The sequence below is a fragment of the Cellulomonas iranensis NBRC 101100 = JCM 18110 genome (assembly GCF_001552375.1).
In the GTDB taxonomy this organism is placed as follows: Bacteria; Actinomycetota; Actinomycetes; order Actinomycetales; family Cellulomonadaceae; genus Cellulomonas; species Cellulomonas iranensis.
Window position 1 is genome coordinate 18,014 of record NZ_BCRB01000025.1, and the last position, 22,071, is coordinate 40,084.

The following is a 22,071-nucleotide window of genomic DNA, read 5'->3' on the forward strand; positions in this document are numbered from 1 at the left end:
GTCGCGCGCCCGTCAGGCGGGGGCGGCCGCCGACGTCAGGGCGTCGAGGGTCGCCACGACGGCGGGGACGCGCAGCAGGTCGCGCGTCGTGACCGCGTCGACCTGGCGTGCCGACGTCCCGTCGACGGGGCGCAGGACGACACCCGGCACGCCCGCGGCGGTCGCGCGCACGAGTCCCGGCAGCACGGCGACGCCGAGACCGGCGGCGACCAGGCCGAGGACCGCCGGGTAGTCGTCCGTCGCGTACGCGACGCGCGGCTCGAACCCGACCGCCCGCCCGGACGTCAGCAGGTGCCGCCGGCAGCGCGGGCACCCCGCGATCCACGTGTCGGCGGCGAGGTCGCCGAGCGCGAGACCGTCGACGGTCGCGGCCGGGTGGCCGGCCGGGAGCGCGACGAGCGTCGGGTCGGTGAGCAGCCGGCGGTGCACGAGGCGCGGGTCCGGGGCCGCCGTCGCCACGTCGTCCGCCGGGCGCTCGGCGTCGTCCGTGCCGCGTACCGTCCGGGCCAGGTCGTCGTAGGCGAACGTGAGCACCACGTCGGCCTCGCCCGCGGCGAGCAGCGCGACGGACTCGGGCGGCTCGGCCTCGACGAGCGTGACGGACAGCCCCGGGTGGCGCACGCGCAGGTCCGCGAGCGCGCGCGGCACGAGCGTCGCGCACGCGGACGGGAACGCGACGAGCCGCACGACGCCCGCGCGCAGCCCGGTGAGCGCGGCGACCTCGGCCGATGCGGCGTGCAGCGCGGCGGACACGGTCGCCCCGTGGCGGGCCAGCACCCGCCCCGCCTCCGTGAGCCGCACGGACCGTCCGCTGCGGTCGAGCACCGCGGTGCCGAGGCGGCGCTCGAGGCGGCGCAGGTGCTGCGACACGGCGGGCTGGCTAACGCCGAGCGCGGCGGCCGCGGCCGTGAGCGTGCCGTGCTCGGCGACGGCCTGGACCATGCGCAGCGCGGCCACGTCGAGCGCGTGCGCGGGGAACGTCCGGGGGACGTCGGCGACCGGGGGCGGCTCGCCGTCGGCGGTGACGACGACGGGCGCTGGCGTGCCGGGCGCCCGGACGTCCCGGTCGTCCGCGGACGCCCGGGTGCGGCCGCGTGCGCCGTGGTGGCGGGTGGGCGACATGGCCGAACCATAACTGTCGGTGATGCAGGGCCGTCATGACTGGCCGTTGTGTGATGTCATCGGCTCCGTGAGGGTGGACGCATGACGACCGTCACCCCCGCCGCCCCGCGTCCGGGCACCCTGCCGCTGGCCGACCTGCGGGCGATGTTCCGGCGCGTCCCCGGGCACATCGACGCCGCGACGTCGGGCCTGCCGCTCACGGCGACCGCCGACGCGCTGCGCTCGGCCCTCGACGCGTGGACCGCGGGCGAGGCGACCCCCGCCACCTACGACGTGTCGGTCGCCGCGTCACGCGCCGCGTACGCACGCGTCGCGGGCGTCGACGTCACGCGCGTCGCGATCGGCGCGCAGACGTCGCCGCTGGTCGGGCTCGTCGCGGCGGCGGTGCCGGACGGTGGTCGGGTCGTCGTCGCGGAGGACGACTTCACGTCGGTCACGTACCCGTTCCTCGCGCACGCCGACCGCGGGGTGACCGTGCGGGCGGTGCCGGTCGGGCACCTGGCCGAGGCGGCCGCCGACGGCTGCGACGTCGTCGCGACGTCGCTCGTGCAGTCGCGCGACGGGCGCGTCGCCGACGTCGGGGCCGTGCGCGCCGCGGCCGCGCGGGTCGGTGCGGTCAGCCTCGTCGACGTCACGCAGGCGGCCGGCTGGCTGCCGCTCGTCCCCGCACCGGCGGACCACGCGGACGTCACGGTGTGCTCGGCGTACAAGTGGCTGTGCGCGCCGCGCGGCACGGCGTTCGCGACGACGACGCCCGCCGCGGCCGCGCGGCTGCGCCCGCTCGCGGCCAACTGGTACGCGGGCGACGACCCGTGGGCGTCGGTCTACGGCACCGACATGCGCCTGGCCTCCGACGGACGCCGGTTCGACACGTCGCCCGCGTGGCTGAGCTGGGTCGGCGCCGCACCCGCGCTCGACGCGTTCGCGCGCGTCGACGTCGCCGCGGTGCACGCGCACGACGTCGGGCTCGCGGACGACCTGCGCGGCCGGCTGGGGCTGGACCCGGCCGGCTCCGCGATCGTGTCCCTGGCCGACGACGACGGCTCCGTCCGCGCACGCCTCGACGCCGCCGGCCTGCGGGTCGCGGGGCGCGGCGGCGGCGTCCGGCTCGCGTTCCACGTCTGGAACGACTCCGACGACGTCGACCGCGTGGTCGCCGCGCTCGACGCGGCCTGACCGCGCGCCGACGGCGCCTACGCTCGACGGCAGCCGCCGACCCCGGGAGAACCGTGCCGCACCACCACCACGCACCGACCGTCACCGTGCTGACCGGCGCGGGGATCTCGACGTCGTCGGGCGTGCCCGACTTCCGCGGGCCGCAGGGCGTGTGGACGCGGGACCCGGCCGCGGCCGAGCTGCTCGAGATCGACCGGTACGTGCGCGACGCGGGCGTCCGCGCACGCGGCTGGCGCACGTGGGCCGGGCACCCGGTGTGGCACGCGCGACCCACCCCGGCGCACCGCGCGCTCGTCGAGCTCGAGCGCGCGGGGGTGCTGATCGCGACGCTCACGCAGAACTTCGACGGCCTGCACCAGGTCGCGGGCGCCGACCCCGCGTCGGTCGTCGAGCTGCACGGGTCGCTCGCGACGACGTCGTGCCTGCGCTGCGGCGCGGGCGTCCCGACGCGCGACGTGCTCGACCGGCTGGCCGCGGAGCCGGACCCGGCGTGCACGGCGTGCGGCGGCGTGCTCAAGCCCGACGTCGTGTACTTCGGCGAGCTGCTGCCCGACGACGCCCTGGCCCGTGCCGTCGCAGCCACGACCGACGCGCACACGTTCGTCGCGATCGGCACGACGCTGACGGTGCACCCCGTCGCGGGCCTGGCCCCGCTCGCGGTCGACGCGGGCGCACGCCTGGTGGTCGTCAACGCCGAGCCGACCCCGTACGACCACCTCGCCGACGAGGTCGTCCGCGCCCCCATCGACGAGGCCGTCCCGGCCCTGGTCCGCGACCTCCTCGCCACCCCCTGACCCACCCGCCGCACCACCACCCGCCCGCGAGAGAGCGATCCAGCACCTCCTACCGGCGCGCAGGCAGACCTGAGCACCCGCGCGAGAGAGCGATCGAGCACCACCGGCGCACCGCACGGTCCGTCCGTGCACGCGCGACGTCCGACCGCGTCGCGCGTGCACGGGAGCGCGACGGCGACGTCCGTGCCACGGTGCTGTGCGGTCGGGTGCGGGAGGATGCAGGGATGGCGGACGTGCGGGTGCTACGGGACGGACCGGGTCCGGCGGAGGTCGCGGGCGTGCTCCTGACGCCGGGCGCGAGCGCGACGCGGGACCACGCGACGCTCGTCGCGCTCGACGCGGCCCTCACCGACGCGGGCGTGCCCGTGCGGCGCGTCGACCTGCCACGCGGCGCACGCGCGGCCCCCACGCGCGTCGTCGAGGAGACCACGGCGTTCGCGGCCGACCTGGGCGTCGGCACCGACCGGCTCGTGGTCGGCGGTCGTTCGTTCGGGGGACGCATGTGCTCGGTCGCGGTCGCCGACGGGCTGCCGGTCGCGGGCCTGCTGCTGCTGTCGTACCCGCTGCACCCGCCCGCGAAGCCCGAGACGCTGCGCGTCGCGCACCTGCCGCGCGTCACCGTCCCCGTGCTCGCGGTGAGCGGCGCGAGCGACCCCTACGGCAGCCCCGCCGAGCTGACCGAGCACCTCGCAACGCTCGCCGGTCCGGTCACGCTCGTCACGGTCCCCGGCGGGCACGCCCCCGCCGACCCGCCCGTCGTCGACGCGGTCCGCACCTGGCTCACCTGACCGACCACCGGACCCACCGCCGTCACCCCGTCGAACGCGGAGCTCTGCCGCTACCCGGTGCCGAGAACCGGCCGAACCCCGCACTCGACCGCGGGTGGTGGCGGTGGTGGGGCACGGCGACACGCGGTGCCCGCCCGACACGCCCGAGCGCGCGGGCGTGCGTTGTCACAGGTAACCTGCCCGCCGTGACTCGCGACACCGTCTCCCCGTCCGACCGCTCGCGTGCGATCGCGCTGTGCGAGCGCATCGACGCGGTCTTCGACCAGCGCGTCGTCGGGCAGCGGCAGCTGCGCACGTCGCTCGTCGTCGCGCTGATGTGCGGCGGGCACGTGCTGCTCGAGTCCGTGCCGGGCCTCGCCAAGACGACGGCCGCGCAGACGCTCGCGCACGCGGTGTCGGGGTCGTTCCACCGCATCCAGTGCACGCCCGACCTCATGCCGTCGGACATCGTGGGCACGCAGGTCTTCAACTACGGCACGTCGCAGTTCACGACGCAGCTGGGCCCCGTGCACGCCAACGTCGTGCTGCTCGACGAGATCAACCGCTCGTCGGCCAAGACGCAGTCGGCGATGCTCGAGGCGATGCAGGAGCGGCAGACCACGATCGCGGGCGAGATCCACGCGGTGCCGTCGCCGTTCATGGTGCTGGCCACGCAGAACCCGGTCGAGGAGGAGGGCACGCACGTGCTCCCCGAGGCGCAGATGGACCGGTTCCTGCTCAAGGAGGTCCTGGACTACCCGGACCCCGCGGAGGAGGTCGAGATCCTCGACCGCATCTCCGACGGCCGCATGGTCCGCCCGCTCGACGCGGACCGGCTGGGGCTCGACGAGGTGGCGTGGCTGCAGCGCCTGGTCGACCAGGTGTACGTCGACGCGTCGATCCGCCGGTACGTCGTCGACCTCGTCGCGACGACGCGCGGCCGCGGCCCCGTGCAGGTCCCGGGCCTGGACCGGCTCGTGCGGATGGGCGCGAGCCCCCGCGGGTCGATCTCGCTCATGCGGGTCGCGCAGGCCGTCGCGCTGCGCGCGGGTCGCGGCCACGTCGTCCCGGACGACGTCCACGCGCTGCGCAACGCCGTGCTGCGCCACCGCATCGTGCGCACGTTCGACGCGATCGCCGACGACGTGTCGACCGAGTCGATCATCACGTCGGTGTTCGACGCCGTCCCGGTGCCCTGAGCCCCGTGCCCGCCCGGTCCCGCCTCGCGCTCGTCCGCGCGCGCCTCGAGCTGCCCACGCTCCGGCGCGCCACGGGCCTGCTCGACGGACGGCACCGCGCGGTCTGGAAGGGCCACGGCGACGAGGTCGACGACCTGCACGTCTACACGCCGGGCGACGACGTGGGCGACATCGACTGGCGCGCGTCGGCGCGCTCGGCGCAGCCCGTGGTCAAGCGGTACGTCGAGACGTCGAACGTCACGCTCGTGCTGGTCGTCGACACCGGGCGGCACATGACCGCGACGTCGGCCGGCGGCGAGCCCAAGCACGAGGTCGCGCAGCTCGTGGCCGACGTGGTCGCGCACCTCGCGCACCAGCGCGGCGACCGCGTCGCCCTCGTGGCGGGCGACGCGGGCCGTGTGGTCGAGGTGCCGTCGGGCGCGGGGACGACGCACCTGGAGGTGCTGCTGCGGCGCGTGCAGCGCACGTTCGACCCCGACGCGCCCGAGGGCGCCCTGGCGCGCCTGCTGGACCGCGTGCTGCGCGGCACGCCGCGCCGGTCCCTGGTGGTCGTCGTGACCGACGAGGCGCGCCCGGGCGAGGCCGACGAGCGCGCGCTCGCGCGGCTGCGCACGCGGCACGAGGTGATGGTCGTGCAGGTCGTCGACGCGGATCTGTTCGCGGCCGGTCTGGGCGCCGCGCCGGGGTCGCTCGCGGGCGGCTCGGCGGCGACCGAGCGCGGCCGGCCCGTGGTCGCGCCGCCGCGCGGGCGCCGCGTGCGGGACGTCGTGACGGGATGGTCGCTGCCCGCCTACCTGCGGGGCCGCCGCGCCGTGCGCGACGCCGTGGCCGCGGCGCGCACCGAGCGGCACGCGCAGGTCGAGGGCAGGCTGCGGCGGCTGGGCGTGCGGTCGGTGAGCGTCGAGAGCACGCACGACGTGCTCGACGAGATGGTCGCGCTGCTGGGGAGGTCGCGCCGTGCCGGCCGCTGAGCTCGTCGACCCGATGCCGTTCTCGTGGTGGTGGCCGTGGGTCGCCGGCGCGATCGTCGTGCTGGTCGCCGCGTGGTTCGTGGGCGTGCTGCTGTGGACGCGCCGCCCCGCCGGCGCACCGCCCGAGCCCACCCCGGCCCCCGCCGCGCGCCCCGCGGCGAAGGCGAGCACCGACCCGTGGGCGATGCTGCGCGCCACGACGCTCGCGCGCCTCGACGAGGTCGAGCGGCGCTACCGCGCGGGTGACGTCGACGCGCGCGGCGCGCACCTCGAGCTGCGCGCCGCGGTCCGCGAGTTCGCGAGCGTCCGCACGGGCGTCGACACCACGACCATGACGGCCTCGCAGGCGCGCGAGCGCCGCGAGACGCGCCCCCTCGCACCGCTGCTCGAGCAGTCGTCGGTGCCCGCGTTCGCCCGGTCGTCCCGCACGCGCGTCACGCGCTCGCTGGACCAGGCCCGGGCACGGGTGCGCTCGTGGTGACGCGCGCGGGCCTCGAGGTGCCGTGGCTGGTGCCGGTCGTGCTGGGCGTCGTGGCCGCGGCCGTGCTCGTGGGGCTGCTGCTGCGCGACCGTCGCGCGACCACCGGCGTCGCCAACACCGAGGACCTGCGGCGCGTGCCGGCGCTGCGCGCGTGGCGCGTGCGGTACCGCGCGCTGCGCGTGGGGCTCGCGCTCGCGGTCGCCGCGGCCGCCGTCGGTGCGGGCGTGCTCGCGGCGCGGCCCGTCACGGTCGAGGAGCGCACGCGCGAGCTCGCGAACCGCGACATCGTGCTGTGCCTCGACGTGTCGGGGTCGATGGTCGACTACGACGAACGGGTCGTCGCGACGTTCGAGCGGCTCGTCGAGGGGTTCACGGGCGAGCGCGTGGCCCTCGCGGTGTTCGACTCGACGTCGTCGACCGTGTTCCCGCTGACCGACGACTACACGCTGGTGTCCGAGCAGCTGCGCGCGGCACGCGAGGCGTTCGCCGACCCCCGCTCTCCCGAGGCGGAGGCCATCTACCGCGGCACGTCCGGGCTCGAGGGGCAGGCGTCGCTGGTCGGCGACGGGCTCGCGTCGTGCACGCTGCTGTTCGACCAGTTCGACGCCGACCGGTCGCGCTCGGTCGTGCTCGCGACCGACAACGAGGTGTGGGGGTCCCCGATCTACACGCTGCCCGAGGCGGCCGCGCTCGCGGCGTCGCGCGGCGTCGTGCTGCACGCGCTGCACGCCGCCGGGCGTGAGACGTTCGCGGCGTCGACGGCCACCGAGATGCGCCTCGCGGCGGAGTCGACGGACGGCACGTTCTCGACGGCCGACGACGCGGGCGCCGTGCCCGCGATCCTCGCGCGCGTGCAGGCCAGCCAGCTCGCCGCGATGGACGCCGACCCCGAGCGCGTCGTCACCGACGACTCCGACCGCTGGCTCGTGCTGCTGTACGCCGCGGGGCTCGCGGCGGTCGTGCTGGCCTGGCGGGTGCGCGCATGAGCGCCCGCACGGTCGTGCCCGTCGCCGTCGTGCTGCTCACGGCGGTGCCGGTGCTGCTGGTGTGCGTCGGGCAGGCGCTGGCGCTGCGGGTCGAGCGCACGGGCGGACGGCTGCGCGTGCGGCGGTCCGACGCGCCGCGCGCGGGCGGGTGGACGTGGTGGCGGCGGGCCGCGCTCGTGGTCGTGCTGGGCGTCGTGGGCCTCACGCCGACGACCGCGGCGACGCAGGCCGGTGGTGCGCGCGTCGGCGTGCAGGTGTGGTTCGTGGTGGACCGCACGGGCTCGATGGCCGCCGAGGACTGGGGCCCGGGCGACCCCGTGGTCCGCGGCCCGGGCCTGCCGCCCGAGCCGTCCGTGCAGCGTCTCGACGGCGTGCGCCACGACGTGGTCTCGCTCGCGGGCGACCTGCCCGGCGGCTCGTACGCGGTCGTGGGCTTCGCCGACGAGGCGGGCACGCAGCTGCCCCTGACGGACGACGTGAACGCGGTGCGCGCGTGGGCGCAGACCGTGACGCAGGAGGTCACGGCCGGGTCGGCGGGCACGAGCCGCGACCGCGCGCTCGAGGTGCTGACGCGGTCGCTGCAGGACGCGCGCGACCGCGACCCCGCCATGGTGCGCCTGGTGTTCTACCTGTCCGACGGCGAGCAGACCGCCGACGCCGAGCCGGGCTCGTTCGCGGAGGTCGCCGAGCTCGTCGACGGCGGCGCCGTGCTCGGGTACGGCACGGCGGCCGGTGCGCCGATGCGCGAGTTCGACGGCGTGGCCCGCCCCGACGCGCCCTACATCCCCGACCCCGACGACCCGTCGCGCCCCGCGCTGTCGCGTGCCGACGAGGCCGCGCTGCGCGAGGTCGCCGCCGAGCTCGGCGTGCCGTACGTGCACCGCGACGGCCCCACCCCGACGGCCGACCTCGTGGCCGACGTCGACGTCGCGGCGATCGCCGCCGACGGCCGCGCGGACCTGTCGACGCAGCGCGACCTGGTGTGGCCGTTCGCGCTGCTCGCGGGCGCGCTGCTCGCCGCCGAGGCGTGGACGTGGGCGCGCGCGTCGAGCCGTCGCCGCAGGAGGACCTCATGAGCAACGACGACCGCCGGGACCGGCGGCGCCGCGGGGCCGAGCAGCAGCGTCGGCGCGCCGAGGCCGAGGAGCAGCGCCGCGCCGCGCGCCGCGCGGCCGTCGAGCTGAGCCAGCGCACCGCGCAGGCGCGGGCGGCCGCGCGCGGCACGGGCCGTCCGGCCACCCGCAAGGAGCGCCGCGCCGCGAAGCGCGCGCGCATCGCCGCGATGCCGCTGCACCGACGGCGGCGCCGGCGGCTGCTGCTCTGGAGCTGGCTGCCCGCGCTCCTGCTGCTCGCGTTCGCGCTGAACGTCTCCCGCATGGCGCCCGGCTACGCCGCGGCACGGGACGTCTACGACCACGGCGACGAGTGGCGTGCGCTCGACGCGTTCGAGCAGGTCAAGGACCGCACGATCGTCGAGCGGTGGAGGGCCGCGTTCAACGCGGGCACCGCGGCCTACCGCGCGGGCCGGTACACGCGCGCCGTGCAGCACCTCGACGAGGCGCTCGCCGGGGTGCCCGAGCAGCACCGGTGCGACGTGCAGACCAACCGCGCGCTCGCGCTGCAGGCCGCCGAGGCCTCGGCGGTGAAGAGCGCGGACGAGCAGCTCGAGTACGCGAGGAAGCTCGCCGACGCGCTCGCGGCGCAGGCCGCGGGCGAGCCGTACGACCCCGCGGACCTCGAACCCCGGTACGGCGACGAGCCGCCCGTCCTGGCCGACGAGATGTCGTACGCCTCGTTCCTGCTCCGCATCGCCGCCGACCACGCGGCCCTGGCGGCCGAGGCGCTCGGCGACCCGGCGTGCACGCCGCCGCCCTCGCAGGGCGGCGGGGGCGAGGACGACCAGGAGGACCAGGGCGGCGGGGGCGGCGGCCAGGACGAGCAGGAGGGCGGCGGCGAGGACGACGCGTCGTCGTCGCCGCAGGCCGCCGCCGAGCAGCGCATGCAGGACCTGCTGGACCTCGCGACGGGCGTCGACCAGCTCGCTCGCGCGGCCGAGGACGGCACCGTCGACGACGTCCCGGCGCCCGGCGCAGGCCCGGGCGACCAGGGCGCACCCGACCCCGCACAGGCGGAGGCCGAGCGCCAGCAGCAGCTCGCCGAGCGCAACGGTCAGGCGGGCGGTGGCGGTGGTGACGGCGCCGAGGGCGAGGGCGAGGGCGGCTCGGGCGGGCGCGGCGGCGGCGACCAGCCGGGCACCGGCGGCGGCGGGCGCGGCGGCCGGAACTGGTGAGGCGACGACGGGTGCGAGGATCGAGCACGTGCGCGTGACCGATCCCCCCGCCTTCGACGTCGTGCCCGACGTGCGCCTCGTCGCCGTCGACATGGACGGCTCGCTGCTCGACGACGCCAAGCGCGTCGACCCGTCGTTCTGGCCGCTGCTCGACGCGCTCGTGGCGCGCGGCGTCGCGGTGTGCCCCGCGAGCGGGCGGCAGTACGCGACGCTGCGCCGGCAGCTCGGGCGCGACGACCTGGTGTACGTCGCGGAGAACGGCGCGCTCGTGGTGCGGGACGGCGACGTGCTCGCGGTCGACGGCCTGGACCCGGCGACCGCACGGGACGTCGTGCGGGCCGTGCGGGCGCACGCCGCGGGCGGCGCCGACGTGGGCGTCGTGCTGTGCGGGCGCGCGTCGGCGTACGTCGAGCGCACCGACGCCGCGTTCCTCGCGCAGTGCGAGCCGTACTACGCGCTGCTCGAGCACGTGCCGGACCTCACGGCCGTCGAGGACACCGTGCTCAAGGTCGCGGTGTACGACTTCGGCCCGGCGGAGACGGGCGTGGCGCCGGCCCTCGCGGCGTTCTCGGACGCGGCGCGCGTCCTCGTGAGCGGCGAGCACTGGGTGGACGTCATGAGCCCGACGGCCGACAAGGGGCACGCGCTGCGCGACGTGCAGGCCGCGCTCGGGGTCACGTCCGCGCAGACGGTCGCGTTCGGCGACTACCTCAACGACCTCGGCATGCTCGACGCGGCCCAGTGGTCGTTCGCGATGGACAACGCGCACCCCGACGTCCGCGCGCACGCGCGGTACGTCGCACCGTCCAACGCGGACAACGGCGTGGTCCGCACGCTGCGCGCGCTGCTGCGACTGCCCTGACCGAGGGCCGAGGGGACGCGCCGGACGCGCGACGGCGTGCGGCGCGGGCCCGCGCGGGGTGGGATGGACGCATGAAGACACGCAACCTCGCCGGAGTCCCCGTCAGCGCCGTCGGCCTGGGCGGCATGCCCATGAGCATCGAGGGCCGCCCCGACCGGGAGCGCTCGGTCGCCACGATCCACGCCGCGCTCGACGCGGGCGTCACGCTCATCGACACCGCGGACGCGTACCACCTGCACGCCGACGAGGTCGGCCACAACGAGGAGCTCATCGCGCAGGCGCTGCGCTCGTGGGGCGGCGACACGTCGGGCGTCGTGGTCGCGACCAAGGGCGGGCACCTGCGCCCGGGCGACGGCTCCTGGACGCTCGACGGCTCGCCCGAGCACCTGCGCGCCGCGGCGCAGGCGTCGGCCCGCCGCCTGGGCGTCGAGCAGATCGGCCTCTACCAGTTCCACCGCCCCGACCCGCAGGTGCCGTACGCCGAGTCGCTCGGCGCGATCGTCGAGCTGCTCGACTCGGGGCTGATCCGCATGGCCGGCATCTCGAACGCCGACCCGGACCAGATCCGCCTCGCGCAGGAGCTGCTGGGCGGCCGGCTCGCGTCGGTGCAGAACCAGTACTCGCCGTCGTTCCGCTCGTCGCAGCCCGAGCTCGAGCTGTGCGCCGAGCTGGGCGTCGCGTTCCTCCCGTGGAGCCCGCTGGGCGGCATCCGCAGCGCGCGGGACCTGGGCACGCGCTACGCCGCGTTCCAGGAGGTCGCCGACGCGCACGGCGTGAGCCCGCAGCAGGTGACGCTCGCGTGGGAGCTCGCGCAGGCCGACGTCGTCATCCCGATCCCGGGTGCGTCACGCCCCGCGTCGATCCAGGACTCGGTGCGCGCCGCGGACCTCGAGCTGACGGCCGACGAGGTCGCCGCGCTGGACGCCGCGGTGGCGTGAGCCCGCCCGGGACACGGCGAGGCCCCTCGGACGCTTACTCCGAGGGGCCTCGTACCGGGGTCCAGGTTACCGAGCGCGGTGGGCCGTCGGGTGACCGGCAGGTGGCGTGTCCACAGATTCTGTCCACACCCCTGTGTCTGACGGATGGATTCCCAGGTATCCCTGTGGAGAGTGTTGTGGACGGAGCGGTGGACGAAATCGCCCCGCGCCACCCTCTTGTGGCGCTCGCCGCACAGGACTAGACATGGGTCATCGACCTCGACCGACCGCCCGCCACCTGCGGAAACACTCCTCCAGGAGTGCCCGTGGAGGGCGTGCGACCGGCGGGGACGGACCGAGCGGAGAACGTGTGGACGCCTCGGCGGGGAGACCCGTCGACCTGTGGATGACGACGCAGGGGACGCACCGGTACCGCGAGGTCGATCGTGGTCGTCCCGCCCGCGGCGGACCGGTGCGCCGGACCGTCGGGTGCCGGGACGGAGCCGCACCGTCAACAGCGGCGCCGGCCACCGGGCGACCGGTGGCGCGTGGGCACGCGGTCACGGGAGGGCCCCTCGGACGCTTACTCCGAGGGGCCCTCCTCGCGTCCCGGCGCGCGCGCTCCCCCGCCGCGCTCGGCGCGGGCGCGGCGACGTCACGCGGGCGCGGACTCCACGAGGATCGTCACGGGCCCGTCGTTGACCAGCTCGACGGCCATGTCGGCGCCGAACCGGCCCGTCGCGACCTCGAGCCCGCGCGCCCGCAGCGCCGCGACCACGGCGTCGACCAGCGGCTCGGCGACCGGCCCCGGCGCCGCCGCGTTCCACGTCGGCCGGCGGCCCTTGCGGACGTCGGCGTAGAGCGTGAACTGGCTGACGACGAGCACGGGCGCACCCACGTCGACGGCCGACCGCTCGTCGCGCAGGATGCGCAGCTCGGCGATCTTGCGCGCGACGACCTCGACCTGCGCGGGCCCGTCGCCGGGCGTCACGCCGACCAGCGCGAGCAGACCCGGGCGGTCGATCCGCCCCACGACCTCGCCGTCGACGCGCACGGCCGCGTGCGTGACCCGCTGGACGACCGCCCTCACGCGGCACCGCCGAACGTCGCGCGCACCTCGCCGACCGGCTGCCCGTGGCCCAGCACGGGCGTCGCGCCCACGGGCGCGACGAGCCCCGGGTCGACCCCCGCGACCGCGAGCGCCGCAGCCAGCACGGCGGCGCGCGGGCGCGCCGACCCGTCGAGCACCTTGAGCGCCACCGCGCCGCCGTCCGGCAGACCCGCCGCGTACACGCCGTCGGCGCCGTCCTTGGCGACCAGCCCCGGCACGGCCCGCATGACGTCCGTGACGTCACGACCCGTGCCGCCGACGTGCCACGGGTGCGACGTCATCGCGCGCGCGACCCGCGCGAGCGGCGACGCCGGGTCGCCCTCGGACGCGATCGCGCCGAACGCGCGCGCGAGGCCGACCAGGGTCGTCGACAGCAGCGGCGCGCCGCACCCGTCGACCGTCACGTGGTCGACCGGCGCGCCCGTCAGCTCGGCCGTCGTCGCCACCACGGCCCGCTGCAGCGGGTGCGCCGGGTCGCGGTACCCCGCGACGTCCCAGCCCGCCGCGCGGCACGTCGCGAGCATCGCGGCGTGCTTGCCCGAGCAGTTCTGCGTGAGTGGCGCAGGCGCGTACCCGTCGGTGCGCCGCTGCCACGCGGCGTCGGCCGACAGCGGCCAGTCGGGCGTGTTCTGCAGGTCGCCCTCCCCCAGCCCGGCGCCCGCGAGCACGCGCCGCACGACGTCGAGGTGCCCGGGCTCGCCCGAGTGGCTCGCGCACGCGAGCGCGAGCTCCTCGCCGTCCACGTCGAGGCCCGCGCGGAGCATGGCGACGGCCTGCACCGGCTTGAGCGACGACCGCGGCCACACCACGACCTCGGGGTCGCCGAGCGCGAGGCGCACCGCACCGTCGGGCGCGAGCACGACGACGTGCCCCAGGTGCACCGACTCCACGAGGTCGCCGCGCACGACGTCCGCGAGCGGGACCGCCGCCGCCGCGACGGCGCGCCCGCTCACCACCCGCCCCGCGAGCCGCCGCCCCGGCGTCCCGAGTACGGCCCGACCGCGGGCCGCACGTCGACCAGGTAGACGATCGCGGCCGCCGCGCTGCCGAGCGCGAGGAAGCTCAGGCCGAACGACGGGAACCCGGGGATCGGCACCGAGATGAACGCGACGACCGCCGCGGCCACGAGCACCCACGTCCAGAACTGCTTGGTGCGCTTGCCCGCCGCCGTGAACGCCCCCGCCGGGCGCCGCAGGCAGTCGACCAGCGCCCACGCGCTCAGCACGAAGATCGTCAGGTAGAAGACGAAGAACAGCAGCGCCTGCACCGACCAGATGAAGTTCACGCCCCGACCCTACGAGACGGCGTGGCGGTCAGCCGCGCGGCAGCACCGTCAGACCCTCGGCGCGCGCCGCGGCGGCGAGGTGCTCGTCCCACGCGAGCACGAGCAGGTCGGGCGAGCGCAGCGCGAGGGCCGACGCGAGGTGCACCGCGTCGGCCGCCCGCAGCGGGTGCCGGTCGACGAGCCGCGCCGCCGCGTCGAGCACCGCGGGCGTCGTCTCGACGAGTCGCAGGCCGGGCCGCAGCCGGTGCCACGCCGCCGCCGCGGTGCGCGCCGCGTCGTCGTCGAGCGCGCCCGCGCGCCGCCCCGACGCGAGCACCGCCCGCACCTCGGCGTCGGCCAGCCGCGACGTCGCGACGAGGTCCGCGCCGTCCCACACGGCCGCGACCAGCGCGGTGCCCGGCTCGGCGACGCACAGCTTCACCAGCGCGCTGGTGTCCAGGTACGCGAGCGCCACGGTCAGCGCCGCAGCCGTCGCACGAGGCCCGAGACCGCGCGCGCGGCCCCCGCGGCACGCTCGGGCTCGGCGGCGGGCCGGTCGCCCTCGGCGGCCGTGAGCAGGCCGTCGCGCTCGAGCCGCGCGACGAGGTCGGCGGACTCGATCCCGACCAGGCGCGCGACGGGCACGCCGCGCTCGGTCACGACGACGTCCTGCCCCGACCGCGCCGTCTCGATCCACTGCCTGAGCTCCGCGCGCAACGCGCTGACCGCGACCTCCATGGCCCCGGACGCTACCGGGCGCGGCGGGTCGACCGGCGCGGGGCGCGCCCGGGCGGTGCCGTCAGAGCTCGGGCAGGGCCGCGCGCGCGTCCTGCGGCGACGCCCCCGCGGCCTCGAGCAGGTCCACGACGAGCGAGCGCAGCAGCAGCACGAGCGACTGCGCCTGCCAGTCCTCGGGCACCAGCGTGTGCGGGTCGAGCGTCGCCGCGAGGTCGAGCAGCCGCTCGCGCGCCGCCCGGGCGTCGTGCCCCGACCCGACGGCGGCCGCGAGGTCGTCGGTCGAGCGTGCCGCCGACGCGACCGCGTCCGCGAGCCCGGGCGCGACGTGCCCGTCCTCGACCGCGGCGATCGCGCGCCGCGCGAGCACGCGCGCGTTCCGCATCGCGCGGTCGAGCAGCACGGACTCGTCGACGAGCCGGTGCAGCTCGCCGCGGTGCCGACGGTGCGCGGGCGCGAGCCGCACGAGGTCGGCCGCCGAGCGCGCCGCCTCGCGCCACTCGTCGAGCGCGGGCTGCGAGGCCCGGCCCGTGAGCAGCGCCGACTCGACGTCGTCGACCGCGCGGGCCCGCAGGCCGCGCGACAGCAGGTGCAGCACGGCCGCGAGCTCCTGCACGGCGGCCTGCGCGAGCGTGCGCGGGTGCCGTCGCGGGTCGGTGGGCGTGAGCAGCGCGACCGCGAGCGCGACGCCGCCACCGATGAGCGCGTCGACCCAGCGCCCGAACGGCGAGCCCGTGGTCTGCGGCAGCCCGACGATGACGATCGCCTGGACGCCGGCCTGCGTCGTGAGCATCAGGCCGCGGTCGAGGAACCGGCCCAGCAGCGCCGCGACCAGCAGCACGAGCGCCATCTGCCACACGCCGGAGCCGATGACGTGCACCACGAGGTCGCCCGCGCCGACGCCGATCGCCACCCCGACGGCCAGCTCGGCCACGCGCCGCACGTTGCGGTTGCGCGAGAACCCGAGCGCGATCCACGCGCTCACGGGCGCGAAGAACGCGGCGGGGTGCCCGGCGACGTACCGCGCGATGCCGTACGCGACACCCGCCGCGAGGGACGCCTGGAGGATCAGCGGCCACGACGCGCGCACGCGCGCCCAGCCCGCACGGACCCGGGACTCGACCTGCAGCCGCAGCGTCGCGGACGACGCGAGCGAGGACGCCGCGCTCACGACGCGCCCGCCGCGCGCGTCACGGGCCGAGCATCGGGTGCTGCCCGAGCCCCCGGGTCAGCGGACCGCGCGGCGCGGGCCGGTCGGCCGTGACGCCCTCGCCGCGGACGACGACCTCCTGGCCGGCGGACACGGCACCGCCGTCGCAGTCGACCAGCAGGACCGCGTCCTCGGGCACCGAGCGCTTGACGACCGCGAGCGCGACCGGACCCAGCTCGTGGTGCCGCGCGACCGTCGTGACGCGCCCGACGGCGCGACCCGGCTCGGCGGCCTCGCCGCCCCCGGCCGTGGGCGCCGCGGCGCCCGGCAGTCGCACGGCCGCGCCGACCTCGGGCACGAGGTGCCCCGAGCCGTCGAGGTGCAGCATGACGAGCCGGCGCGGCGGGCGGCCCAGGTTGTGCACGCGCGCGACCGTCTCCTGGCCGCGGTAGCAGCCCTTGTGCAGGTGCACGGCCGTGCGCAGCCAGTCGAGCTCGTGCGGGATCGTGCGGTCGTCGACCTCGTGGGTCGCGCGCGGGCGCCACGCCTCGACCCGCAGCGCCTCGGACGCCCACGTGCCGACGAGCGGCCAGCCCGCGGCCTCGCGGGCCCGGACCTCGTCGGCGAGCCGCTCGCGCGGCACGAGCACGAGCCGCCAGGGCCGGTCCACCCCGGGGTGCGCGGCGTCCTCGGCGCCGTAGCGCGTCCCGCCCGGGGCCGTGCGGGGCCACGGGTCGCGCCACGTCACGGGCTCGCCCTCGGCGCCCTCGGCGTCGACGGGCTCGCCGATCGCCGCCCACGCGTCGGTGACGTCGGCGACCTCGACGCGCAGCATGAACCGCATGCGGTCGAGCCACGCCGCGAGCGCAGGCGCCGTCTCGGTGAGCAGCCACGTGGTCGCACCGTCGTCGACGACGCCGACGGCGTGCTCGACGTGGCCGTGCGGGTCGAGCACCAGCAGCTCGGTGGACGTGCGGGGTGCGAGCGTCGCGACGTCCTGCGACGTCAGGGAGTGCAGCCACGTGAGCCGGTCCGGCCCGGTGACGGTGACGACCCCGAGGTGCGACTGGTCGACGACCGCGCCGCCGCGCGCGAGCGCGCGCTGCTCGGCGGTCGGGTCGCCGTAGTGCCAGGCCACGCCCGCGTCGGGCCCGGCGCCGGCGACGGCGCCGCGCCGCGCGAGCAGCGGGCTGCGGTGCCGCGGCTCGACCGGTGCGACGTCCGCGTCGGTCGGCGTGGCGGCGGGCTCGGTGCCGGGCTGCGTGGTCACGTCAGTCGTCCACCCTGCTGAGGCGTGCCGACGCGTACGACTGCAGCGGCTGCCCGAACGCGGCGAGGTCGTGCGCCCACATGAGGTCGCCCTCGACGAGCCCGTACAGACGCTTGCCCGCGTTGACGGCCGCACCCGACGCGGTGTGCGCGATCAGGTCCGACGCGAGGTCGATGCGGCCCTTGCCGACGGCCCCGACGTAGACCGACACGTTCCCGGAGGGGTCGGCGAGCAGCAGCTCGACGGGGTGCTGGTCCTCGGGCAGGTCGGACGGGCGCTCGGGCGGCACGCGCCAGTACCCGGACTCCGTGGACCACACGGGGCCGTCGTGCGCGTCGGCGGTCGCGCCGCCGCGGGCGGCGTCCGGGTCGCCGTCGGGCGCGGGGGCGTCGTCGCCCGTCAGCGCGGCCGCGTCGTCGGGTGCGACCACCAGGCGGATCGTCGTGCGGTACGCGAGGTACGGCCCGCCGTCGTGCGTGACCTCGAGCTCCTGCGTGAAGGCGCTCTCCTCGATGCCGGGGTACCCGACGACGCCCTCGCCGCGCCAGCGGCCGACCAGCCAGGCGAGCGGGTAGACCTCGGGCGCGAGGCCCTCGGGCAGCACGAACGGCACAGTGCCTCCTCGGCTCGGGCGCGCACCGGCGGTGGCCGGCGACGTGCACGGGACGCGCACCGCCGGGTCGGCGGCACGCGGGCGCGGTCAGCGCCGAGGGCTCAGCGCTGGCCCTTGTAGAGGCGGTACACGACGAAGGTCGCGAACCACCCGATCGTCAGCGTGGCGGCCACGAGCAGGCCGATGAAGAAGCCCTCGAGCGCAGTCATGCACCGATCCTAACGACGCACGGCGCTCGGATCGTCCCGAGCGGCCGGCACCCCGTGGTCCCGGGCCCCGCTCAGCCGGCGAGCACGCGCCCCGCGACGTACACGAGCACGCCCGTCACGGTCACCGGCAGCACGACCACCGCGAGCGCGGGCACGCGCCGCACGAGCGCCGGCAGCCGGTCGAACAGCGCGTGCATCGCCGCGACCAGCACGCCCACGCCCACGCCGAGCGCGACGCCCGCCGTCAGGTGCACGGTCGGCAGCAGCCACCCCACGAGCGTGCCGCCGGCCGTCGCCGCGGCCACGGTCACGAGGTACACGACCCACGGGCGGCCGCGCAGCGCGACCGCGGCCGAGCCCAGCGCGAGCGCGATCGCACCCGCGACGACCAGCTCGTCGCCGCCCGTCAGGCGGGCCGTCGCGACCCAGCCCGTGACGCACACCGCGAGCACCGTGCCGGTGACGGTGCCCGAGACCGACTCGACCATGCGCACGCGCCCGTCGCGGCGCAGCAGCTCGTTGACGAACGCCAGGACGACGGCGCCCGCGAGCACGAGCGCCATGTGCTGCAGGAACGGGTCCTCGGGCGTGATCGTCACGGCCGCGACGGCGCCCAGGCCGCCGAGCCCGACGACGGCACCCGCCCCGGGCGTGAACGGCAGCCCCGCGAGCGCGGGCCAGCCGACCGCGAGCGCGACCACCAGCACGGCGCTGACCACCGCGAGCGGCAGCATGCCGAAGTAGCCCGCGACCGCGACGACCGCGGCCAGCACCGCCGTGACGACCGACCGGGTCTCGACGCTCATCGCCCACCTCGCGGGCCGCCGTGCGGCGTCGTCACGGGTCGCTCCGGGGCGCGTCGGGTCCAGCGGGGGTCGGCAGGCACGCGGGCGATTCTCGCAGACCGCGCGTCCCGCCCGGGCGGGACGCGGGGCGCGGACGGGTGGTGTGGAGGGTCGTACCGCGAGACCGTGCCCGTGCGCGGGGCGGCACGTTGTAGCGTGTCCCCACTCGCAGCCAGGAGGTGACCGGTGGCGGATCTGCTGCTCCTCACGCCTGCGTCCGGGGGTTCGGCACAGGTGCTGCCCGCGCTGGGGCTCCTGTCCCACCGGGTCCGTGTGCTTCCCGTCGAGCCGTCCGCCCTGGTGGACGCACCGGACGCGGACATCGTCGTGCTCGACGCGCGGCGCGACCTGGTCACCGCGCGCACCACGTGCCGCCTGCTGCGCGCCACCGGTCTGACCGTGCCGCTCGTGCTGGTCCTCACCGAGGGCGGCCTGACGGTCGTCACCGCCGAGTGGGGCGCCGACGACCTCGTGCTCGAGCACGCGACCCCCGCCGAGGTCGAGACGCGGTTCCGCCTCGTCATGGAGCGCGCGGCGACCGCCGCCTACGACGACGCGCCGCAGGAGATCTCGTCGGGCGAGCTGACGATCGACGCGGGCGGCTACACCGCCCGCCTGCGCGGCCGGCCCCTCGACCTCACGTACAAGGAGTTCGAGCTCCTCAAGTACCTCGTGCAGCACCCGGGCCGCGTGTTCACGCGCGCACAGCTGCTGCAGGAGGTCTGGGGCTACGACTACTACGGGGGCACGCGCACGGTCGACGTCCACGTGCGGCGCCTGCGCGCCAAGCTGGGGCCCGAGCACGAGCAGCTCATCGGCACGGTCCGCAACGTCGGCTACCGGTTCGACCCGCCGAAGGACCGCCGCCCGGTCGACGACCGCGCCGACGTGCCGGAGCCCGCGGACGCCTGACGCCCCCGCCGGGGCGGGTGGACGCGGTGCGCACGCGCGCCGACCGGGCCGTACGCTGGGGGCAGGGAGCGCCGGGAAGCCTGGTCGGCAGCCGCTGCGTCGACCCCTCGGAGGCCCCGTGCCGATCTCACCCCGCCCTCGCCCGCGCCTGCTCACGCGCCCGTCCGTCGGTGCCGAGCGCAACCTGCGCGACACGCTGCGCGACGAGCGCACCGGGGGTGTCCTGCTGCTCGTCGGTGCGCTCGCCGCGCTCGTGTGGGCCAACGCGTCGCCCGGCACGTACCGCGCGGTCTCCGACACCGTGGTCGGGCCGGCTGCGCTGCACCTCGACCTGAGCCTGGCGCACTGGGCGTCCGACGGCCTGCTCGCGATCTTCTTCTTCGTCGTCGGGCTCGAGCTCAAGCGCGAGATGGTCGTGGGCGAGCTGCGCCACGTGCGCACGGCCGTGCTGCCGGCCGTCGCGGCGGTCGGGGGCATGCTCGTGCCCGCCGGGATCTACCTCGCGGTCAACCTCGCGCGCCCCGACGGCGCACCGGTCGGGTGGGCGGTGCCGACGGCCACCGACATCGCGTTCGCGGTCGGCGTGCTGGCGCTCGTCGGTCGCGGGCTGCCGGTCGCGCTGCGCGCGTTCCTCCTCACGCTCGCGGTCGTGGACGACCTGCTCGCGATCGTCGTCATCGCCGTCGCGTACACGGACCACGTCGCTGTCGGCCTGCTCGCCGGGGCGCTGGTCGCGGTGGCGGCGTTCGGGGTCGCGCTCGCGCGCGGCCTGCGCAGCCCGTGGCTCCTGGTGCCGCTCGCGCTCGCGGCGTGGGGCCTGCTCCACGCGTCGGGCGTGCACGCGACGATCGCGGGGGTGCTGCTCGGGTTCACCGTGCCCGCGTCCCCCGGCTCCGCGCGCCGCCCCCGCGCGACCCCCGGCGACGCGGCCGAGGACGACGACCCCGACCTGCCGGACGGGTCGCTGGCGGAACGGTACGAGCACGTGTGGCGGCCGTTGTCGGCCGGCGTCGCGGTGCCGGTCTTCGCGCTGTTCGCCGCCGGCGTGACGATCGCCCCCGAGACCCTCGGGGCGGCCCTGGGCGACCCCGTCGCGCAGGGCGTCGCGCTGGGCCTCGTGCTCGGCAAGCCCCTCGGGATCCTCGGCGCCACGTGGCTGCTGGCGCGCTTCACCCGCGCCCGGCTGGCGCCCGGGCTCTCGTGGGCGGACGTGCTCGCGGTCGGCGCGCTCGCCGGCATCGGGTTCACGGTGTCGCTGCTGGTCGGCGTGCTCGCGTTCGGCGAGGGCTCCGCGCACGACGAGCACGTCGTGGTGGCCGTGCTCGCGGCGTCGGTGGTCGCGGCGGCGATCGGGTCCGTGCTGCTGGCCTGGAGGTCCCGCGTCCACACCGCCCGCGCCGCGGACGTCACGGCCGACGACCGCCCCGACGGCGCGGCGAACCGGTAGGTTCGCACCCGATGACCACCGTCGACTCCGCGTCGCTCCTCCTCGACGGCCCGTGGGAGCACCGCTTCGTCACCGCGAACGGTGCGCGGTTCCACGTGGCCCTGTCCGGGCCGCAGGACGCGCCGCTCGTGCTGCTGCTGCACGGCGTCCCCCAGCTGTGGTGGGCGTGGCGGCACCAGCTGCCCGTGCTCGCCGCCGCCGGCTACCGCGTCGCGGCCATGGACCTGCGCGGCACGGGCTGCTCCGACAAGCCGCCGCAGGGCTACGACGTCCCGACGCTCGCCGCCGACGCGGCCGGCGTCGTGCGGTCGCTCGGCGCCGACGACGCGGTCGTGGTCGGCGCCGGCACGGGCGGCGACGTCGCGTGGGCGACCGCCGCCTACCACCCCGACGTGGTCCGCGCGGTCGCGGTGCTGGGCGCGCCGCACCCGCTCGACGCGCTCGCGCTGCCCCGCACGCCCCCGAGGCCCGCGGCGACCTCGCTGCTCGCGTTCGCGCAGCTCCCGTCGTTCCCCGAGCGGGCCATGACCCGCGGCGACCTGGTGGACCGCATGCTCGCGCACTGGGGCGGGGTCGCGGGCCGGCCGGACGCCGAGGCCGTCGAGACGTACCGGCGCGCGGCGCGGGTCCCGTTCGCCGCGCACAGCCAGCTCGAGCAGGTGCGCTGGCTCGTGCGGTCGACGCCGCGCCCGGACGGCGGGCGGTACCGGGCGGTGCTGCGCGACGCGCGCCCCGTGCCCGTGCTGCAGGTGCACGGGCGGCGCGACGGCCTGCGGCCCGCCACGTCCGCGGCGCTGCGCCCCGGGACCGCGCACGTCGCGACCACGTACCGGTTCGAGCTGCTGCGCGACGCCGGCCACTACCTCACCGACCAGGCGCCCGAGCTCGTGGGCGAGCTGCTGGTCGACTGGCTCGCGGAGGTCGACCCGCCGCGCTGAGCGACGTGCGGG

General features: G+C 77.3%; 24 protein-coding genes. 14 read left to right on the forward strand and 10 right to left on the reverse strand.

From position 1 onward, the window contains the following. Positions 1-12 precede the first annotated feature (12 nt). Positions 13-1,122 carry a LysR family transcriptional regulator gene (locus CS2_RS07465; RefSeq protein ID WP_233421103.1) on the reverse strand — a complete coding sequence of 370 codons (1,110 nt, stop codon included), beginning with the start codon at positions 1,120-1,122 and terminating at the stop codon, positions 13-15. Between the two features lie 81 nt (positions 1,123-1,203). Here CS2_RS07465 and CS2_RS07470 point away from each other — a divergent pair, with 81 nt between their 5' ends. From CS2_RS07470 to CS2_RS07520, 11 genes are all read left to right on the forward strand, one after another. Beyond that, positions 1,204-2,298, forward strand: a complete 1,095-nt coding sequence (locus CS2_RS07470) for an aminotransferase class V-fold PLP-dependent enzyme (RefSeq protein ID WP_070319493.1) — start codon at positions 1,204-1,206, stop codon at positions 2,296-2,298. Between the two features lie 53 nt (positions 2,299-2,351). Beyond that, positions 2,352-3,092 (forward strand): SIR2 family NAD-dependent protein deacylase, encoded by a 741-nt coding sequence (locus CS2_RS07475; RefSeq protein ID WP_070319494.1) that lies wholly within the window; start codon positions 2,352-2,354, stop codon positions 3,090-3,092. Positions 3,093-3,316: 224 nt separating this feature from the next. Next, positions 3,317-3,880: an alpha/beta hydrolase family protein gene (locus CS2_RS07480; protein ID WP_070319495.1), complete on the forward strand. Its 564-nt coding sequence runs from the start codon at positions 3,317-3,319 to the stop codon at positions 3,878-3,880. 185 nt (positions 3,881-4,065) lie between these two features. Further along, a complete protein-coding gene (locus tag CS2_RS07485) occupies positions 4,066-5,058 on the forward strand; it encodes an AAA family ATPase (RefSeq protein WP_070319496.1) in 993 nt (330 codons plus the stop codon). Positions 5,059-5,063: 5 nt separating this feature from the next. Continuing rightward, complete coding sequence (locus tag CS2_RS07490) at positions 5,064-6,029, forward strand: DUF58 domain-containing protein (RefSeq protein WP_070319497.1); 966 nt, start codon at positions 5,064-5,066, stop codon at positions 6,027-6,029. Then, positions 6,016-6,510 carry a hypothetical protein gene (locus CS2_RS07495; RefSeq protein ID WP_070319498.1) on the forward strand — a complete coding sequence of 165 codons (495 nt, stop codon included), beginning with the start codon at positions 6,016-6,018 and terminating at the stop codon, positions 6,508-6,510. The genes CS2_RS07490 and CS2_RS07495 overlap by 14 nt, the downstream gene beginning before the upstream one ends. After that, the gene (locus CS2_RS07500) at positions 6,504-7,496 is read left to right on the forward strand and encodes a VWA domain-containing protein (protein WP_070319499.1); all 993 of its coding nucleotides are present in this window, start codon (positions 6,504-6,506) and stop codon (positions 7,494-7,496) included. The genes CS2_RS07495 and CS2_RS07500 overlap by 7 nt, the downstream gene beginning before the upstream one ends. After that, a complete protein-coding gene (locus CS2_RS07505) occupies positions 7,493-8,572 on the forward strand; it encodes a VWA domain-containing protein (protein ID WP_070319500.1) in 1,080 nt (359 codons plus the stop codon). Before CS2_RS07500 ends, CS2_RS07505 begins: the two co-directional genes overlap by 4 nt. Next, positions 8,569-9,786 carry a hypothetical protein gene (locus CS2_RS07510; RefSeq protein WP_156442041.1) on the forward strand — a complete coding sequence of 406 codons (1,218 nt, stop codon included), beginning with the start codon at positions 8,569-8,571 and terminating at the stop codon, positions 9,784-9,786. Before CS2_RS07505 ends, CS2_RS07510 begins: the two co-directional genes overlap by 4 nt. A gap of 91 nt (positions 9,787-9,877) precedes the next feature. Continuing rightward, positions 9,878-10,648 carry a Cof-type HAD-IIB family hydrolase gene (locus CS2_RS07515; RefSeq protein WP_082739957.1) on the forward strand — a complete coding sequence of 257 codons (771 nt, stop codon included), beginning with the start codon at positions 9,878-9,880 and terminating at the stop codon, positions 10,646-10,648. A gap of 71 nt (positions 10,649-10,719) precedes the next feature. Next, complete coding sequence (locus CS2_RS07520; protein WP_070319502.1) at positions 10,720-11,586, forward strand: aldo/keto reductase; 867 nt, start codon at positions 10,720-10,722, stop codon at positions 11,584-11,586. A gap of 634 nt (positions 11,587-12,220) precedes the next feature. On the opposite strand, the gene dtd is transcribed toward CS2_RS07520, so the two are convergent. From dtd to CS2_RS07565, 9 genes are all read right to left on the reverse strand, one after another. After that, positions 12,221-12,655, reverse strand: coding sequence for a D-aminoacyl-tRNA deacylase (gene dtd, locus CS2_RS07525; RefSeq protein WP_070319503.1), 435 nt, complete (start codon positions 12,653-12,655; stop codon positions 12,221-12,223). Then, complete coding sequence (locus CS2_RS07530) at positions 12,652-13,629, reverse strand: asparaginase (protein ID WP_070319514.1); 978 nt, start codon at positions 13,627-13,629, stop codon at positions 12,652-12,654. The genes dtd and CS2_RS07530 overlap by 4 nt, the downstream gene beginning before the upstream one ends. After that, positions 13,626-13,961 (reverse strand): DUF2516 family protein, encoded by a 336-nt coding sequence (locus CS2_RS07535; protein WP_087508565.1) that lies wholly within the window; start codon positions 13,959-13,961, stop codon positions 13,626-13,628. Before CS2_RS07535 ends, CS2_RS07530 begins: the two co-directional genes overlap by 4 nt. 28 nt (positions 13,962-13,989) lie before the next feature. Then, a complete protein-coding gene (locus CS2_RS07540) occupies positions 13,990-14,415 on the reverse strand; it encodes a type II toxin-antitoxin system VapC family toxin (RefSeq protein WP_046529300.1) in 426 nt (141 codons plus the stop codon). A 2-nt stretch (positions 14,416-14,417) separates the two neighbouring features. Then, positions 14,418-14,678 (reverse strand): type II toxin-antitoxin system Phd/YefM family antitoxin, encoded by a 261-nt coding sequence (locus CS2_RS07545; protein WP_046529301.1) that lies wholly within the window; start codon positions 14,676-14,678, stop codon positions 14,418-14,420. A gap of 61 nt (positions 14,679-14,739) precedes the next feature. Then, a complete protein-coding gene (locus tag CS2_RS07550) occupies positions 14,740-15,846 on the reverse strand; it encodes an FUSC family protein (protein ID WP_070319504.1) in 1,107 nt (368 codons plus the stop codon). Between the two features lie 19 nt (positions 15,847-15,865). Next, positions 15,866-17,095 (reverse strand): CAF17-like 4Fe-4S cluster assembly/insertion protein YgfZ, encoded by a 1,230-nt coding sequence (gene ygfZ / locus CS2_RS07555; RefSeq protein WP_082739954.1) that lies wholly within the window; start codon positions 17,093-17,095, stop codon positions 15,866-15,868. Between the two features lies 1 nt (position 17,096). Continuing rightward, on the reverse strand, positions 17,097-17,708 hold the full coding sequence (locus CS2_RS07560; protein ID WP_046529303.1) for a heme-binding beta-barrel domain-containing protein: 612 nt from the start codon (positions 17,706-17,708) through the stop codon (positions 17,097-17,099). Positions 17,709-17,988: 280 nt separating this feature from the next. Further along, the gene (locus tag CS2_RS07565) at positions 17,989-18,723 is read right to left on the reverse strand and encodes a hypothetical protein (RefSeq protein WP_070319505.1); all 735 of its coding nucleotides are present in this window, start codon (positions 18,721-18,723) and stop codon (positions 17,989-17,991) included. Between the two features lie 225 nt (positions 18,724-18,948). Here CS2_RS07565 and CS2_RS07570 point away from each other — a divergent pair, with 225 nt between their 5' ends. The 3 genes from CS2_RS07570 to CS2_RS07580 all read left to right on the forward strand — a co-directional run bounded on the left by CS2_RS07570 (position 18,949) and on the right by CS2_RS07580 (position 22,059). Then, on the forward strand, positions 18,949-19,674 hold the full coding sequence (locus CS2_RS07570) for a winged helix-turn-helix transcriptional regulator (RefSeq protein ID WP_046529305.1): 726 nt from the start codon (positions 18,949-18,951) through the stop codon (positions 19,672-19,674). A gap of 118 nt (positions 19,675-19,792) precedes the next feature. After that, complete coding sequence (gene nhaA, locus CS2_RS07575) at positions 19,793-21,121, forward strand: Na+/H+ antiporter NhaA (protein ID WP_070319506.1); 1,329 nt, start codon at positions 19,793-19,795, stop codon at positions 21,119-21,121. Positions 21,122-21,132: 11 nt separating this feature from the next. Then, positions 21,133-22,059: an alpha/beta fold hydrolase gene (locus CS2_RS07580; protein ID WP_070319507.1), complete on the forward strand. Its 927-nt coding sequence runs from the start codon at positions 21,133-21,135 to the stop codon at positions 22,057-22,059. Positions 22,060-22,071 lie beyond the last annotated feature (12 nt).

Bases quoted from the DNA above. Each gene is read 5' to 3' on its own strand.
- CS2_RS07465 (WP_233421103.1), bottom strand. From the start codon at position 1,122: ATGTCGCCCACCCGCCACCACGGCGCACGCGGCCGCACCCGGGCGTCC.
- CS2_RS07470 (WP_070319493.1), top strand. From the start codon at position 1,204: ATGACGACCGTCACCCCCGCCGCCCCGCGTCCGGGCACCCTGCCGCTG.
- CS2_RS07480 (WP_070319495.1), top strand. From the start codon at position 3,317: ATGGCGGACGTGCGGGTGCTACGGGACGGACCGGGTCCGGCGGAGGTC.
- CS2_RS07505 (WP_070319500.1), top strand. From the start codon at position 7,493: ATGAGCGCCCGCACGGTCGTGCCCGTCGCCGTCGTGCTGCTCACGGCG.
- CS2_RS07510 (WP_156442041.1), top strand. From the start codon at position 8,569: ATGAGCAACGACGACCGCCGGGACCGGCGGCGCCGCGGGGCCGAGCAG.
- CS2_RS07515 (WP_082739957.1), top strand. From the start codon at position 9,878: ATGGACGGCTCGCTGCTCGACGACGCCAAGCGCGTCGACCCGTCGTTC.
- CS2_RS07520 (WP_070319502.1), top strand. From the start codon at position 10,720: ATGAAGACACGCAACCTCGCCGGAGTCCCCGTCAGCGCCGTCGGCCTG.
- CS2_RS07545 (WP_046529301.1), bottom strand. From the start codon at position 14,678: ATGGAGGTCGCGGTCAGCGCGTTGCGCGCGGAGCTCAGGCAGTGGATC.
- CS2_RS07565 (WP_070319505.1), bottom strand. From the start codon at position 18,723: ATGAGCGTCGAGACCCGGTCGGTCGTCACGGCGGTGCTGGCCGCGGTC.
- CS2_RS07580 (WP_070319507.1), top strand. From the start codon at position 21,133: ATGACCACCGTCGACTCCGCGTCGCTCCTCCTCGACGGCCCGTGGGAG.